Origin of the sequence: Pseudomonas sp. LPH60 (assembly GCF_030718165.1) — a bacterium.
GTDB lineage: Bacteria > Pseudomonadota > Gammaproteobacteria > Pseudomonadales > Pseudomonadaceae > Aquipseudomonas > Aquipseudomonas danubii.
The window spans coordinates 220,126-234,839 of sequence record NZ_JAVAJH010000008.1; the positions used below are offsets into that span (position 1 = coordinate 220,126).

Below are 14,714 nucleotides of genomic sequence, written 5' to 3' on the forward strand. Positions count from 1 at the left end.
AAATACCCGCAGTTCAGCCTGAATTAAGCCTGGAGTTGTTACCATTACGTCACTTTTTCCGCCATAACCCTCGCCACCATGTCCATCCTGACCTCTGCGAACCCGCCCAAAGCCTTGCCTGACGGCTTTTTCGACCGTGACGCCGAGCTTTTGGCCCGTGAACTGCTGGGCAAAGTCATTCGCCATAAAGTCGGCGAGCTGTGGTTATCCGCGCGCATTATCGAAACCGAAGCCTATTACTGCGAGGAAAAAGGCAGCCACGCCTCCCTCGGCTACACAGAAAAGCGTAAGGCTTTGTTTCTCGATGGCGGCCACATCTATATGTATTACGCACGCGGTGGCGACTCGTTGAACTTCAGCGCCCAGGGGCCCGGCAATGCGGTACTGATCAAGTCCGCCTATCCCTGGGTTGACACCGTCTCCGGCCCGGCCAGCCTGGCGCAGATGCTACTGAACAACCCGGACGCCAGTGGCCGCCCGCGCCCCTCGCAAAAGCTCTGCGCCGGCCAGACCCTGCTGTGCAAGGCCATGGGTTTGAAAGTCCCAATCTGGGATGCAAAGCGCTTCGATCACGAAACCCTTTTCGTCGAGGACGTCGGCAGCGCAGTGCCGCACATCATCCAGACCACCCGCCTGGGTATCCCCCGCGGTCGTGACGAACACCTGATGTACCGCTTCGTCGATGCCGCCTATGCGCCCTACTGCACACGGAACCCGCTGCGCCGTGGCCAAGTCGAAGGTCGCGACTACCTGATCCTCGACTGATTAGCGCAACCCCGTACCCGCCAGACACTGACAATGGAGTTGAAATTATGGGCCCATGGCTCGACAGCGTGACCGCCTGGCTGACCACCAACCCGCAATGGCTGGCCGCCGCTGTATTTATTGTGGCCTGCGTGGAGTGCCTGGCCATTGCCGGCCTGATCGTTCCGGGAACGGTGCTACTGTTCGCGATTGCCGTGCTGGCGGGCAACGGCGCGCTGTCACTGGGAGAAACCCTGCTTCTGGGGTTGTTCGGCGGTTTGCTCGGGGACGTGGTGTCCTACCTGCTGGGGCGTCACTTTCACCAAAGCATCCGGCGCCTGCCGGGACTGCGCCATCATCCGGAATGGATCAACGGCGCCGAAGCCTATTTTCAGCGTTACGGCATCGCCAGTCTGCTGGTAGGACGCTTCATCGGCCCGCTGCGGCCAATGTTGCCAATGGTTGCCGGCATGTTCGACATGCCATTTGTACGATTTTTCGCCGTCAGCCTGCTGGCAGCCGCGGGCTGGTCGGTGGCTTACCTGCTGCCAGGCTGGGCCACGGGTGCGGCGATTCGCCTGCCGCTGCCCGAAGGCTTCTGGCCACAAGCCGGTGTCGTGGCCGGCAGCCTCGCAATACTGATCGGCTTGAGCGTCGCCAGCAGCCTGCGTCGCCATCGTCGGGCTACCCTGCTGATGTCCGGCCTGAGCCTGTTGATCCTGGCAGGGCTGTTCATCGGTTACCCCTATCTCACGCAGTTCGACCAGGGGCTGATCGCCCTGGTGCAGGAACACCGGAACCCGACCCTGGACAAGATCATGGTGATGGTCACCCAGATCGGCGAGTTTCGCGCCATGTTCATCATCAGCGCGGTACTGACCCTGCTACTTCTGGCCCTGCGCCAATGGCGTCACGCCGTATTCGCCGGCGCCACCCTGATGTGCACCGCACTGGCCAACACTGCCAGCAAATGGTTCTTTGCGCGGGTACGTCCCGAGGTCCTGACCGAGCCCCTCACCAGTTTCAGCATGCCCAGCGGGCACTCTTCTGGCTCCTTCGCCCTGTTCCTGACCCTGGCGGTATTGGCAGGCCGTGGCCAGCCACCACGAATGCGCCTGACCTGGCTGCTGCTGGGCTGCCTGCCGGCGGCATCCATTGCCTTGTCCCGGGTCTACTTGGGGGCTCATTGGCCAACCGACATTCTCGCCGGTGCCATGCTCGCGACCTGTGTCTGCGCCGCCAGCCTGACCCTGATTCAATGGCAAGAATCGCTCAAGCCGATGTCGGCCAAGGTCTGGTGGCTGCTACTGCCAGTCATGCTGCTGTTGTGCGGATTCATGGCGACACGGCATCTGCCTCACGCCCTGCTGCGATACGCCTATTAAGCGTGCAGGCGGCAACCTGTAGCCGCCGCTAGAGGTTCAGGTCTCAGGCGAAGAGCTCGCCCTGCAGTTCATCCAGCAGTTGCTGGATGGCATCGAGACGCTGCTGCGGATCATCCAGTTGCAGCAGGTCGATCTTGTCCTGTTCGGAAAAGGGCAACAGGTAGGCCAGCTGATTGGCCAGGGACAATTGCCCCTGGGCCTCGCTGCCCATGTCCAGGGCCTCCACCATCGGATGCTCGGCCAGAGCCTTGAGCAGCGCGATCAGGTCTGCGTCCTCATCCTGCAATGGTTGCTCCGCAGCCTCCGCCAGCCACTGGACCTGGGCCACCGTCAGTTGGTCTTTCTGCACTTCGCTCTCCAGCACGCGGAAGCGTCGACCACCCTTGACCCTGATTCCCAACAGTCCATTGTCCTGCTGGTGAAAGTCGGTAATCAGTGCTTCGCACCCCACCAGGGCATAGCCTGGCGCGGCCGTACCGACCTCCTCGCCCTCCAGGATGCACACCACCCCGAAGCCGCAACCCTGCTTCATGCAGCGGCCGATCATGTCCAGGTAGCGCGCCTCGAAAATCTGCAGATCGAGGATGCAGTCAGGGAACAGCACGGTATTCAAAGGAAACAGCGCCAGGCTCATACACCCATCCTTAAACCAGCAAAGACACCGCCAACGGCAGCAGTACCGCCGTGGCCACGCCCATCAGACTCATGGCCAGCGCCGCAAAGGCGCCGCACTCCTCACTCTCCTGCAAGGCCACCGAAGTGCCCACCGCATGGGCGGTCATGCCCAGGGCCATGCCCCGCGCCTCAGGCCCATGAACGCCCAGGCGGTCGAGGATACTCGGGCCGAAGATCGCCCCGATCACCCCGGTAATCAGCACGAACACCGCCGCCAGAGCCGCGACGCCACCAATCTGCTCGGCCACCAGCATAGCGATCGGCGAAGTCACCGACTTGGGTGCCATGGTCATGAGGATCATGTGCTCAGCACCGAACCACCACCCCAGCAGTACCCCCAGGCTGGTGGCCAGCACCCCGCCCACCACCAGCGTAGTCAATATCGGCCAGAACAATTGGCGGATGCGCCGCAAGTTGAGGTACAGGGGCACCGCCAGGGCCACCGTGGCAGGGCCCAGCAGAATGCTCAGAATCTCGGTGCTCTTGCGGTACTCCGCATAACTCAAACCACAGCCGAGCAGCACACCGATCACCAGCAGCATGGACACCAGTACCGGCTGCAGGAACATCCAGCGAGTTTTCTCAAAGGCCGCCAGCACCAACTGGTAGGCACCCAGGGTGATGCCGATGCCGAACAGCGGATGGTGAATCACCGCCGCCCAGGCGCCTTGCCAATCAACACTCATTGACTGTCCTCCTGGCGGGACTGGCGCTTGACCAGGCGCTGCATCAGCACACCGACAAAGGCCATGGAGATCACCAGAGACAGCACCAGCGCGCCACTGATCGCCCAGAAGTCCGCGGCAATATCCCGGGCATAGACCATCACTCCGACCGCAGGCGGCACCAGTAACAGCGGCAGGTATCGCAGCAAACTGCTGGCCGCCAGGTTCAACGGCTCGCCCACTTCGCCGCGCACCACCAGAAAAACCAGCAGCAACAACAGGCCGATGATCGGCCCGGGAAGTACGGGCAACAGCAGATGATTGAGCGCCGTGCCGAGCAATTGGAACAGCACCAGCCATGTCAAACCGCGTAACAACATACCGCCTCTCCAGCCAGATCCCGTGGCGCATTATAAGCACGCAGGCGCTATGAACCGGCATTCGCCAAAAGCATGGATGTTTACCGGGAAGGATCGCCATGATGATCTAAAGTGGATACTTCAGACCACAAAGCACTGGGTCGAATACTAAAAAATCGTTGAACCAAGGAGAGTCTCAATGCCCTATGTTCCTGTTGCAGAGCTCAAAGATTATGTCGGGAAGGAACTCGGACGTTCCGCATGGCTCACCATTGACCAGGAGCGTATCAACCTGTTCGCCGAAGCCACTGGCGACTTCCAGTTCATTCACGTGGACCCGGTCAAGGCAGCGAAAACGCCGTTCGGCACCACCATCGCCCACGGGTTCCTGACCCTGTCGCTGATCCCCAAACTGATGGAAGACATCCTCGTGCTGCCCGAGGGCCTGAAGATGGTGGTCAACTATGGCCTGGACAGCGTGCGCTTCATCCAGCCGGTGAAAGTCGACTCCAAGGTGCGTCTCAAGGTCGAACTGACCGACGTCACCGAGAAGAAACCCGGCCAATGGCTGCTCAAGGCCACGGCCACCCTGGAAATCGACGGCGAGGAAAAACCTGCCTATATCGCTGAGCCTCTTTCGCTCTGCTTCGTCTGAAATGTCCCTGATGCGAAACAGCTCATGCTGTTTCGCTCAACCTCTCTATATATAAGTCACACCGCTGCGGCATACTCGGTCCCCTAATTATCCGGAACCCGTTATGCGCCCACTTGTACCCCTGGTCTTGACTCTCTTGCTCAGCGCTTGCGGAGACGGCGAATCGCTGTTGCCGCCCGATGCCCGACTGCCCGACGGCGGGCGCTATCGCGGCGACCTGGTCAATGGCCTGCTCCAGGGACAGGGACGCATCGACTACCCCAACGGCAGCTGGTACGCCGGCCAGTTCGACAAGGGCCAATGGCATGGCCAGGGCGAATGGCACGGCAGCAATGGCGAGGTCTATCGCGGCCAGTTCCAGCAAGGGCTGTTCCACGGGCAAGGCACCCTGACCACCAAGGACAGCAGCTACAGCGGCGGCTTCAAACTAGGCCGCCGGGACGGCGAAGGCACCCTCAAAGAAGACGGCATGACCTATCGCGGCGAGTTCAAGGCCGACCTGTACTCGGGCCTGGGCCGCCTGGAACTGGAGGACGGCAGCCAGTACCAGGGTCAATTCGCCAAGGGCAAGCCCAATGGCGAAGGCCAGCGCAGCGATGCCAGCGGCAACCAGTTCAGCGGCAACTTCGTCAACGGCCAACTGGAAGGCAACGGCACCTTCAACAGCGCCGAAGGCGACATTTATGTCGGTGGTTTCAAACACAACCAGCTCAATGGCAAGGGCCGCTACGAAAACTCCGACGGCGACGTCTGGATCGGCCAGTTCAAGGAAGGCGCCCTGGGTGGCAAGGGCGAGCTGATCGGCGCCGATGGCAGCCATTATGTCGGCACCTTCAGCGACTGGCGCTTCAGCGGCGAAGGACGACTGAACCTCAGTGACGGCAGCTTCTACATCGGCGGCTTCGACAGCGACAACTACCAGGGCCACGGTGTGCTGGTGCTGCGCGATGGCAGTGTGCAAAGCGGTGTCTGGAGCAATGGCATGCGGGTTCGCGACGCCGACGGCAAACTACTGCCGGACCCCTTGGAAACTGCTCTGCTGGTCCAGGGTCGCCTGCTCAAGGAGGCCCTCGATGCGGTGCCTGCCTCCAGCCCGACCATCGAACTCTATAGCCTGACCCTGGCCGGTGACGGCAAGCAGAGTGTCTTCCTGCGCGAAGCCGACTACGTCAGCAACATGCTCGCGAGCCGCTTCGGCGCCTACGGTCAGATCCGCCTGGTCAACCACCGGGACCACCTGATGAACCGGCCCATGGCCACCCGGGAGAACCTGCGCCGCGCCGCACAGACCCTGGCCGAACGCAGCGGCCCCGAGGACCTGGTGTTCATCTACCTCACCAGCCATGGCACCAGCGAGCACGAACTGGTACTGGATCAGCCGCGCATGGAGTTGACCGACCTACCAGCCGATGAACTGGCCATCGCCTTGGCCCCCCTGAAAAACCGCGACAAGATCATCGTCATCTCGTCCTGCTACTCGGGCGGTTTCATCCCTGCGCTCAAGGACGAACGAACCCTGATCATGACCGCCTCCCAGGCCGACCGGGTATCTTTCGGCTGTTCCGAAGAAGCCGACTTCACCTACTTCGGCGATGCTATGTTCGCCCAGGCACTGAACCAGACCGATGACCTGGAGCACGCCTTCAAGCTGGCCCGGGCCACTGTGGCCGAACGTGAACAGGCCGATGGTTTCGAAGCGTCAGAACCACAGATCTGGGCCCCCAAAGGCGTGATCGCGCATTGGCAACAATTGCGCAAACAGCAGGCACGAAAAGCGCTGCAAAGTGTCTCTATAGGCAGCAAGGAAGCACAGAGCAACTAAGCTGAAACAGTATCAAGGGGGAATGACTATGTACTTGACGCCTCAGCATATCCTGCTCGCCGGCGCCTCCGGACTGACCGGAGAGCATCTGCTCGATCGCCTGCTCAACGAGCCCACCATCATTCGTGTTCTGGCACCCAGCAGACGCCCGCTAAGCAAGCACCCACGCCTGGAGAACCCCGTCGGCGATCCGGCGGTATTCCTGCCGCAACTGAGCGGCAAGGTGGAGATCGCCTTCTGCTGCCTGGGCACCACCATCAAGCAGGCGGGTTCCGAAGCGGCCTTTCGCGCGGTGGACCTGGACATGGTGGTGGCCTTCGGCAAACGCGCCCTGGAAATGGGCGCGCGGCACCTGATAGTGGTCAGCGCCCTGGGCGCCGACCCCAAGTCATCGATTTTCTACAACCGGGTCAAAGGTGAAATGGAAGAGGCCCTTAAGCAGCAGGGCTGGCCACAGCTGACCATTTGCCGGCCGTCACTGCTGCTGGGAGACCGGATCGAACCGCGCCTGACCGAACAACTGGCCGGCCCGTTGTCGCGACTGATCCCGGGCAAGTACCACGGCATCGAAGCCTGCCAGTTGGCACGCGCCATGTGGCGGTTGGCCCTGGAAGAGCAAAGCGGCACTCGGGTCGTCGAATCCGATGAGTTGCGCAAGCTAGGTAAATAAAGCACTCGCCGGCAATCCGGTTCCTGCACATAGCTGCAGGAGCCGGATTGCCGGCGAAACACTACAACCCACCCGTTGCCTGAAACCCCACCCCCAACACTGTCAGCACCGACAACGGCAGCAACAGCGTATCGAGCAAGGCGCTGGCCGGCAGGTCTACTCCCGGATAGCTCGGTGCCTCGGCGCCAAAGCGGTCCATGGCACAGCAACCACCCTGCATGGCATAAAGATCCAGGCGCGTCCCCGAATACACCACCGGCGCCCCAGGTTGTGCGGCGTTCAAGGTGCGGACCGTGGCACAGCCCCCCAACTGCAGGGCAGCCAGTAGCATCAGCAGGGATTTATTCATCGCTGCTCAAATGATGCTCGCCCCAGCGCGGCAACATGTCCTGGGGGATGTTCAGCAGATTGAGAATCCGCGCCACGACGAAGTCCACCAGGTCATCGATGGTCTGCGGCTGATGATAGAAACCCGGCGAGGCCGGCAGGATAGTCACGCCCATGTTCGACAACTTGAGCATGTGCTCCAGATGAATGCTGGAATAGGGAGCCTCGCGAGGCACCAGAATCAACTGCCGGCGCTCCTTGAGGGTCACGTCCGCAGCCCGTTCGATCAGGTTGTTGCAAGCCCCGGTAGCAATCGCCGACAAGGTGCCGGTGGAACAAGGCACCACCACCATCGCCGCCGGCGAGCCGGAACCCGAGGCTACCGGCGACATCCAGTCTTCCTTGCCGTACACCCGGATCTGCCCCGCCGCCGCACCGGTGTACTCGGTGAGAAAGGCCTGCATCATCTGCGGCTTGGGCGGCAGGGTCACATCGGTTTCCGTGGCCATGACCAACTGCGCAGCCTTTGAGATCAGAAAGTGCACTTCCCGATCCTCACGCACCAGGCAATCCAGCAGGCGCAAACCGTACTGGGCGCCCGAGGCACCGGTCATGGCCAGGGTGATGCGTTCCGGGCCGTTGCTCATTGCAGTGCCTCGGCCAGTTTGCCGTGCAGGCCGCCGAAGCCGCCGTTACTCATGATCACCACCTGGGTGCCCGGCTTGGCCTGGCTTTTCACCCGTTCGATGATGCCTTCCAGAGAGTCGCTGACAATCGATGGCACCGAACACAAGGCCGCCGTTGCCGCCAGGTCCCAGCCCAGGTTGGCCGGTGCGTACCAGATCACCTGATCGGCCTGGTTGACGCTTTCCGGCAGCCCATCACGGTGGGCGCCAAGCTTCATGGAGTTGGAGCGCGGCTCGATGATGGCGATCACCGGTGCGTCGCCGACCCGCTTGCGCAGGCCGTCCAGGGTGGTGGCGATGGCCGTCGGGTGGTGGGCGAAGTCATCGTAGATGGTCACGCCATGCACTTCGGCGACCTTCTCCATGCGGCGCTTCACGCTCTTGAACGCACTCAGGCCAGCAATGCCCATCGACGGCACCACGCCAACATGACGAGCAGCGGCCAGCGTCGCCAGGGCATTGGCCACGTTGTGCTGCCCGGTCAGTTCCCACTCCACCACGCCCTGGCTCACGCCCTCGAACATCACTTCAAAGGCCGAACCGTCGGCACTGAGCAACTTGACCTGCCACTGACCACCGGCACCGGTGGTCTGCACCGGCGTCCAGCAGCCCATCTCGATGACCCGCTGCAAGGCAGGTTCGGTGGTGGGATGAATCACCAGGCCTTCGCTGGGAATGGTCCGCACCAGATGGTGGAACTGCCGCTCGATGGCTGCCAGGTCAGGGAAGATGTCCGCATGGTCGAACTCAAGGTTATTGAGGATCGCAGTGCGCGGGCGGTAGTGGACAAACTTCGAGCGCTTGTCGAAGAACGCGCTGTCGTACTCATCGGCCTCGATCACGAAGAACGGTGTGCCGCCCAGGCGGGCCGAAACGGCGAAATTCTGCGGCACCCCACCAATCAGGAAGCCCGGGCTCATGCCGGCATGCTCCAGTACCCAGGCCAGCATGCTGCTGGTGGTGGTCTTGCCGTGGGTGCCGGCTACCGCCAAGACCCAGCGCCCTTGCAGGACATGGTCCGCCAACCACTGCGGGCCGGAAACATAGGGCAGGCCTTTGTTCAGCACATACTCCACGGCCGGGTTGCCCCGGGACATGGCATTGCCGATCACCACCAGATCCGGAGCCGGGTCCAGCTGGGCCGGGTCATAGCCTTGAGTCAGCTCGATGCCCTGGGCTTGCAGCTGGGTGCTCATGGGGGGATAGACGTTAGCGTCGGAGCCGGTGACATGATGGCCCAGTTCTTTAGCCAGAACCGCCATCGAGCCCATGAAAGTGCCGCAGATACCGAGAATATGGATGTGCATAGTCGACCTCATAAAACATCGGCGCAGGTTAGCCTAGAGGGCTGCAAATCGCACCCATTAGCTGACCGGGAGGCTGCTGAGCTTGCCGCTGCTGGCACAAGGCAAGCGGCCCTATACCGGCGGTCACAGGTGCGGTTTAACGCGCAATACCGTGTTTGCGCAGCTTTCTATAGAGGGTGTTGCGGCTGACCCCCAGCTGTTCGGCGGTATGGGTCATGTGCCAGCGCTGTTGCTCCAGGGCTGCCAGTAACGCAACCCGCTCGGCGTCCTCCAGGGGGCGCTCCTGCGCTTCGGCAACCGGCTCGCCAACTGGCGCCGGGCGGCTGTTGCGGATCAGCGGCGGCAGGTCTTCCAGACCAATGCGGCCGTTTTCACACAAGGCCGCCAGGGTTCGCAGGACGTTGCGCAATTGCCGCACGTTTCCCGGCCAGGAATAACTCAACAGGCTCTGACGCGCTGCTTCGTCCAGCACCACCGGTTGCCCACCCGCTTCTTCGGCCAGGAGAAAGTCCAGCAACTGGGATTTGTCGCTGCGATCACGCAGGGCCGGCAGCGCGATCTCCAGGCCATTGAGCCGGTAATACAGATCCTCACGGAAACTGCCGTCGCGGACCCGCTCCAGCAGATCCCGGTGGGTGGCGCTGATGATCCGCACGTTGACCGATTGCGGCTCACCGCCAATCGGCACCACCAGGCGATCTTCCAACACCCGCAGCAAACGCGTCTGCAGGGCCAGGGGCATATCGCCGATTTCATCGAGGAACAAGGTGCCGCCATCGGCCTGCTGCAACTTGCCGCGCATGCCCTCCTTGCGTGCCCCGGTAAAGCTGCCGCCGCGATAACCGAAGAGTTCGCTCTCGATCAGGCTCTCCGGAATCGCCGCGCAATTGAGGGCGACAAAGGTTTTATCCGAACGGGCACTGCCCTGGTGCACGGCCTTGGCGAAAGCCTCCTTGCCGGAGCCGGTTTCACCATTGATCAACAGCGGCACATCACGCTCGAACACCCGCGAGGCGCGGCGAAAATCATTCTGCAGCCCTTCATCCCCAAGGCAGATGCTTGAAGTGCGTGGCGACGTAACACCAGCCGGCACCCGCGGTGCTGGTTGCGATACCGGGTGCGGCTGACCGCGCAACAAGGCAAACAGGCGCCGCCCATCCCGGGTGCGCAAGGGCCAACTGGCGCTGGCATTGATGCTGGCGCGACTGAGCAATTCATCCAGGGAACAGTCGAAAAAGCTGTCCACCGGCTTGCCCAGCAAACCACCGCGAATATGCCCCAGCAGATTCAGGGCGCTCTGGTTCACCGCACAGATTCGCCCTTCGCCGTCAAATGCCAGCAAACCCTCGCTGAACAGCCCCACAGACTCCGCCTGCAGATGAAAGCGCAGCAGCCACTGGTTCTCAAAATAACGCAGGAAATAGCAGCTCTCGATCATTTTCGCCGAGAGATTGACCAAAGCCATGGTGTGGAACTGACTCTGCCGGGAAACATCCTGACGCGCCGAGGACACATCCAGCACCGCCAGCAATTCGCCATGGGGATCGAACACCGGGCTCGCCGAGCAGGTCAGGCCAGTGTGCCGGCCACGGAAGTGCTCGCCCTGGTGAATGGTCAGCGACTGGCGCTCCACCAGGCAGGTGCCAATACCATTGGTGCCTTCCCGGGCCTCGCTCCAGTCGGCGCCCAGCCAGAGACCGGCATGCTCGAAAATCTTGCGCTCGCTAGGGGCGGTGATGCAGTTGAGGATTACCCCTCGGGCATCGGTCAGCAGCACGGCATGGCCCGCGCCGGACAATTGCTGGTGCAGGTTGGCCATCTCGGTGCCGGCTATTTGCAGCACATCCTGCAGGCGTTCGCGACTTTCCAGCAGGCGACCATGCTCCAGCACTGTGGGGGCCATGGCCTGGGCCGGATCCAGGTGATAGTCCTCAAGGCAGCGCAGCCAGGAGCGAGCAATGGATGGATCGCTGCCGGGGCCCTGCAAATGGGCTTTACCCTGGGCCACCGTCAGCACCTGCTGGGCATGTCGACTCAGATGATTACTACTGTGCATTTCTTATTATTCTCCTGATGCGCTGTCACGCTCAGACGGAACACTGGCGCCGCTGCAGGCCGCAATCGGCCCTGTAAAGAAGGACAGACCATCAGATCTATCCGACAAGATTCGACACGCGAACCAGCATCCTCCAGCCGCTGTTTCATTGCAATGCCGGCTAGACCCATGAGTCACAGCTTGTGCCATCCAGGTTACAAACTGTCACTCAGTGCCGTACCAGATTCGTCACACGCTGCCGTTGGCACCGCTTCGAAACATCCGCAAACCCTTGATTCGTATGGCCTGCACCCCACTGGCCCGACCTTTGCTCTACGCTTGGTATGCGCTATAGCGCGTCCTCCCCCATAAGCATAAAAGCCAGGAGATACCCACCATGCGTTACGCACACCCCGGTACTGAAGGCGCTATTGTTTCGTTCAAGAGCAAGTACGGTAACTACATCGGCGGCGAATTCGTTGCGCCAGTCAAAGGCCAGTACTTCACCAACACCTCGCCAGTCAATGGCCAGCCGATTGCCGAATTCCCCCGCTCCACCGCCGAAGACATCGACAAAGCGCTGGACGCCGCCCATGCCGCCGCCGACGCCTGGGGCGCCACCTCGGTACAGGCCCGCTCGCTGATCCTGCTGAAGATCGCCGACCGCATCGAACAGAACCTGGAACTGCTGGCCATCACCGAAACCTGGGACAACGGCAAGGCGGTACGCGAGACCCTGAACGCCGACATTCCCCTGGCCGCCGACCACTTCCGCTACTTCGCCGGTTGCCTGCGGGCCCAGGAAGGCAGCGCCGCGGAAATCGACGGCAACACCGTGGCCTACCACATCCATGAACCCCTGGGCGTGGTCGGGCAGATCATCCCGTGGAACTTCCCGATCCTGATGGCCGCCTGGAAACTCGCCCCAGCCCTGGCTGCCGGCAACTGCGTGGTACTCAAACCCGCCGAGCAGACCCCACTGGGCATCACCGTACTGATGGAAGTGATCGGCGACCTGCTGCCACCGGGCGTGCTCAACGTGGTGCAAGGTTTCGGCCGTGAAGCCGGCGAGGCCCTGGCCACCAGCAAGCGCATCGCCAAGATCGCCTTCACCGGCTCGACTCCGGTGGGCTCGCACATCATGAAGTGCGCCGCCGAGAACATCATTCCGTCCACCGTGGAACTGGGCGGCAAGTCGCCGAACATCTTCTTCGAAGACATCATGCAGGCCGAACCGAAGTTCATCGAAAAGGCCGCCGAAGGCCTGGTGCTGGCGTTCTTCAACCAGGGTGAAGTCTGCACCTGCCCCTCCCGCGCCCTGGTGCAGGAGTCGATCTACGACGAATTCATGCAAGTGGTGATGAAGAAGATCGAGCAGATCAAGCGCGGCGACCCGCTGGACACCGACACCATGGTCGGCGCCCAGGCCTCCGAGCAGCAGTTCGACAAGATCCTCTCCTACCTCGACATCGCCAAGAACGAAGGCGCGCAGCTGCTCACCGGCGGCAAGGTGGAGAAACTCGAAGGCGACCTGTCCAGCGGCTACTACATCCAGCCGACCCTGCTCAAGGGCACCAACAAGATGCGCGTGTTCCAGGAAGAAATCTTTGGCCCGGTGGTCAGCGTCACCACCTTCAAGGACGAAGCCGAAGCCCTGGCGATTGCCAACGACACCGAGTTCGGCCTGGGTGCCGGGGTCTGGACCCGCGACATCAACCGCGCCTATCGCATGGGCCGCGGGATCAAGGCCGGCCGCGTGTGGACCAACTGCTACCACCTGTACCCGGCCCACGCCGCGTTCGGTGGCTACAAGAAGTCCGGCGTTGGCCGTGAAACCCACAAGATGATGCTCGACCACTACCAGCAGACCAAGAACCTGCTGGTGAGCTACGACATCAACCCGCTGGGCTTCTTCTGATCGACCCTCCCGGCGACCCAGGTCGCCGGGAGGCCTTTTCGCGGCCTTGCCGCACTTGTTCACCTGCTCTGATCCGGTGCCAAAGGCTGGCCGGACGGAACACTGCTGTCGGAAGTTCTGCGCCAAACCAGTCGTGCACAGACCCTGCTTGAAAAACAATAACAAGGGACAAACGCAATGGATCAGATCGGCAACTACGTGCTCTACCTCATCATGCTCTGCGCCGTAATCGGTGCCTTCGCCGCCATCTATGACAGCGAGCGAGGCTTGGGCAAAGAATTCATGGAAGGCATCCATGCCACCGGCTACATCTTTGTGCCGGCCGCAGGGATCATGGCTTCCATTCCCTACCTGACCGTGGTCATCGAGACCGTCTTCGGTCCGTTCTTCAACTCCCTGGGCGCCGACCCGGCCCTGGCGGCGACCATGATCATCGCCTCGGACATGGGTGGCTATCAGCTGGCCTCGGCCCTGGCCGCCAGCAAGGAAGCCCTGGTGATGGCCCTGATCACCGGCTTCATGGGCGGCGCCACCATCGTCTTCTCGATCCCCATGGGCCTGGCGATGCTCGACAAGCGCGACCACAAGTACATGGCCCTGGGGATCATGTCCGGCATCCTCACCATCCCCGTCGGGGTGATGATCGCCAGCCTGATCCTGGCCTTCAGCAACCCGGTGGTACGCGAACTGGTGAGCACCAACGGTGAAGCCAGCTACCAACTGGCCCTGGGCCTGGGCAGCATCTTCGCCAACCTGCTGCCGATCCTGATCTTCGTCGTGGCCCTGGCCCTGGGCCTGCGCTTTTTGCCGGACATGATGATCAAGGGTTTCATCATCTTCGGCCGCGCCATGGACGCGGCCATCAAGCTGGTGCTGGTGTTCTCCATCGTCGAATACTTCACCGGGGTCTTCTCCGTGGTATTTGGCGGCTGGGGCTTCCACCCGATCATCGCCGACGCCCAGGACCAGACCCGCGCCCTGGAAACCGCCGGCTACATCGGCATCATGCTGGCCGGCGCCTTCCCCATGGTCTACCTGCTGCGCAAATACCTGGGCAAGCCTCTGGAAAACCTCGGCGGCAAGATCGGCTTGAGCGCGGTAGGCAGCGCCGGCATGCTGGCGACCATCGCCAACATCCTCGCCATGTTCCGCCTGGTGCGCCTCATGCCCCCCAAGGACAAAGTGGTGAACATCGCCTTCGGCGTCTGCGCCGCCTTCCTGCTGGGGGACCACCTGTCCTTCACCGCCAACTTCCAGCCCACCATCATCCTGCCGGTACTGATCGGCAAGATCAGCGCCGGCTTCGTCGCCGTCGGCCTGGCCTACTGGCTGTCGGTGCCCAAGGCGCTGCAACTGGAGGCTCAGGATCGGGCAGCGGGCATCATCGCCCCGGGCGAGTACCTGGGCGGCACTGCGCTGGACACGCCGGAACCTGCAGGCCAGAAGGCCACCGCCTGACTGCGGCG

Annotated in this window: 14 protein-coding genes; 7 read left to right on the plus strand and 7 right to left on the minus strand. The window is 62.0% G+C overall.

Annotated features, from left to right (window positions below; all coding sequences use genetic code 11):
• Positions 1-78: 78 nt before the first annotated feature.
• Together Q8O96_RS26265 and Q8O96_RS26270 are read left to right on the plus strand one after the other, a co-directional pair.
• Positions 79-765, plus strand: a complete 687-nt coding sequence (locus Q8O96_RS26265) for a DNA-3-methyladenine glycosylase (RefSeq protein ID WP_102865343.1) — start codon at positions 79-81, stop codon at positions 763-765.
• A 47-nt stretch (positions 766-812) separates the two neighbouring features.
• On the plus strand, positions 813-2,129 hold the full coding sequence (locus Q8O96_RS26270) for a bifunctional DedA family/phosphatase PAP2 family protein (RefSeq protein WP_102865342.1): 1,317 nt from the start codon (positions 813-815) through the stop codon (positions 2,127-2,129).
• 43 nt (positions 2,130-2,172) lie between these two features.
• Here Q8O96_RS26270 and Q8O96_RS26275 read toward each other — a convergent pair whose 3' ends face one another.
• Genes Q8O96_RS26275 through Q8O96_RS26285 form a run of 3 tightly spaced genes read right to left on the minus strand, consistent with a single transcriptional unit; the run spans position 2,173 to position 3,849 of the window.
• The gene (locus tag Q8O96_RS26275) at positions 2,173-2,763 is read right to left on the minus strand and encodes an LON peptidase substrate-binding domain-containing protein (protein ID WP_102865341.1); all 591 of its coding nucleotides are present in this window, start codon (positions 2,761-2,763) and stop codon (positions 2,173-2,175) included.
• A gap of 10 nt (positions 2,764-2,773) precedes the next feature.
• Positions 2,774-3,490, minus strand: coding sequence for an LrgB family protein (locus Q8O96_RS26280; RefSeq protein ID WP_102882337.1), 717 nt, complete (start codon positions 3,488-3,490; stop codon positions 2,774-2,776).
• Positions 3,487-3,849, minus strand: a complete 363-nt coding sequence (locus Q8O96_RS26285; protein ID WP_115581012.1) for a CidA/LrgA family protein — start codon at positions 3,847-3,849, stop codon at positions 3,487-3,489. Before Q8O96_RS26285 ends, Q8O96_RS26280 begins: the two co-directional genes overlap by 4 nt.
• 178 nt (positions 3,850-4,027) lie before the next feature.
• Here Q8O96_RS26285 and Q8O96_RS26290 point away from each other — a divergent pair, with 178 nt between their 5' ends.
• The 3 genes from Q8O96_RS26290 (at position 4,028) to Q8O96_RS26300 (ending at position 6,975) form a co-directional block, all read left to right on the plus strand.
• A complete protein-coding gene (locus Q8O96_RS26290; RefSeq protein ID WP_102865338.1) occupies positions 4,028-4,483 on the plus strand; it encodes a MaoC family dehydratase in 456 nt (151 codons plus the stop codon).
• A gap of 103 nt (positions 4,484-4,586) precedes the next feature.
• Positions 4,587-6,305 carry a C13 family peptidase gene (locus Q8O96_RS26295; RefSeq protein ID WP_115581013.1) on the plus strand — a complete coding sequence of 573 codons (1,719 nt, stop codon included), beginning with the start codon at positions 4,587-4,589 and terminating at the stop codon, positions 6,303-6,305.
• A gap of 28 nt (positions 6,306-6,333) precedes the next feature.
• Positions 6,334-6,975, plus strand: coding sequence for an oxidoreductase (locus Q8O96_RS26300; protein WP_102865336.1), 642 nt, complete (start codon positions 6,334-6,336; stop codon positions 6,973-6,975).
• A 61-nt stretch (positions 6,976-7,036) separates the two neighbouring features.
• On the opposite strand, the gene Q8O96_RS26305 is transcribed toward Q8O96_RS26300, so the two are convergent.
• The 4 genes from Q8O96_RS26305 to Q8O96_RS26320 form a co-directional block, all read right to left on the minus strand.
• A complete protein-coding gene (locus Q8O96_RS26305; RefSeq protein WP_102865335.1) occupies positions 7,037-7,324 on the minus strand; it encodes a YceK/YidQ family lipoprotein in 288 nt (95 codons plus the stop codon).
• The gene (gene ubiX, locus Q8O96_RS26310; RefSeq protein WP_102865334.1) at positions 7,317-7,949 is read right to left on the minus strand and encodes a flavin prenyltransferase UbiX; all 633 of its coding nucleotides are present in this window, start codon (positions 7,947-7,949) and stop codon (positions 7,317-7,319) included. Before ubiX ends, Q8O96_RS26305 begins: the two co-directional genes overlap by 8 nt.
• Positions 7,946-9,295 (minus strand): UDP-N-acetylmuramate:L-alanyl-gamma-D-glutamyl-meso-diaminopimelate ligase, encoded by a 1,350-nt coding sequence (gene mpl, locus Q8O96_RS26315; protein WP_102882340.1) that lies wholly within the window; start codon positions 9,293-9,295, stop codon positions 7,946-7,948. The genes ubiX and mpl overlap by 4 nt, the downstream gene beginning before the upstream one ends.
• Positions 9,296-9,431: 136 nt before the next feature.
• Complete coding sequence (locus Q8O96_RS26320; protein WP_305949718.1) at positions 9,432-11,351, minus strand: sigma-54-dependent Fis family transcriptional regulator; 1,920 nt, start codon at positions 11,349-11,351, stop codon at positions 9,432-9,434.
• Positions 11,352-11,727: 376 nt separating this feature from the next.
• Here Q8O96_RS26320 and Q8O96_RS26325 point away from each other — a divergent pair, with 376 nt between their 5' ends.
• Both Q8O96_RS26325 and eutH read left to right on the plus strand, forming a co-directional pair.
• Complete coding sequence (locus Q8O96_RS26325; RefSeq protein WP_011063687.1) at positions 11,728-13,248, plus strand: aldehyde dehydrogenase family protein; 1,521 nt, start codon at positions 11,728-11,730, stop codon at positions 13,246-13,248.
• 177 nt (positions 13,249-13,425) lie between these two features.
• Positions 13,426-14,706, plus strand: coding sequence for an ethanolamine utilization protein EutH (eutH, locus tag Q8O96_RS26330; protein WP_115581015.1), 1,281 nt, complete (start codon positions 13,426-13,428; stop codon positions 14,704-14,706).
• The last annotated feature ends 8 nt before the right edge of the window (positions 14,707-14,714 follow it).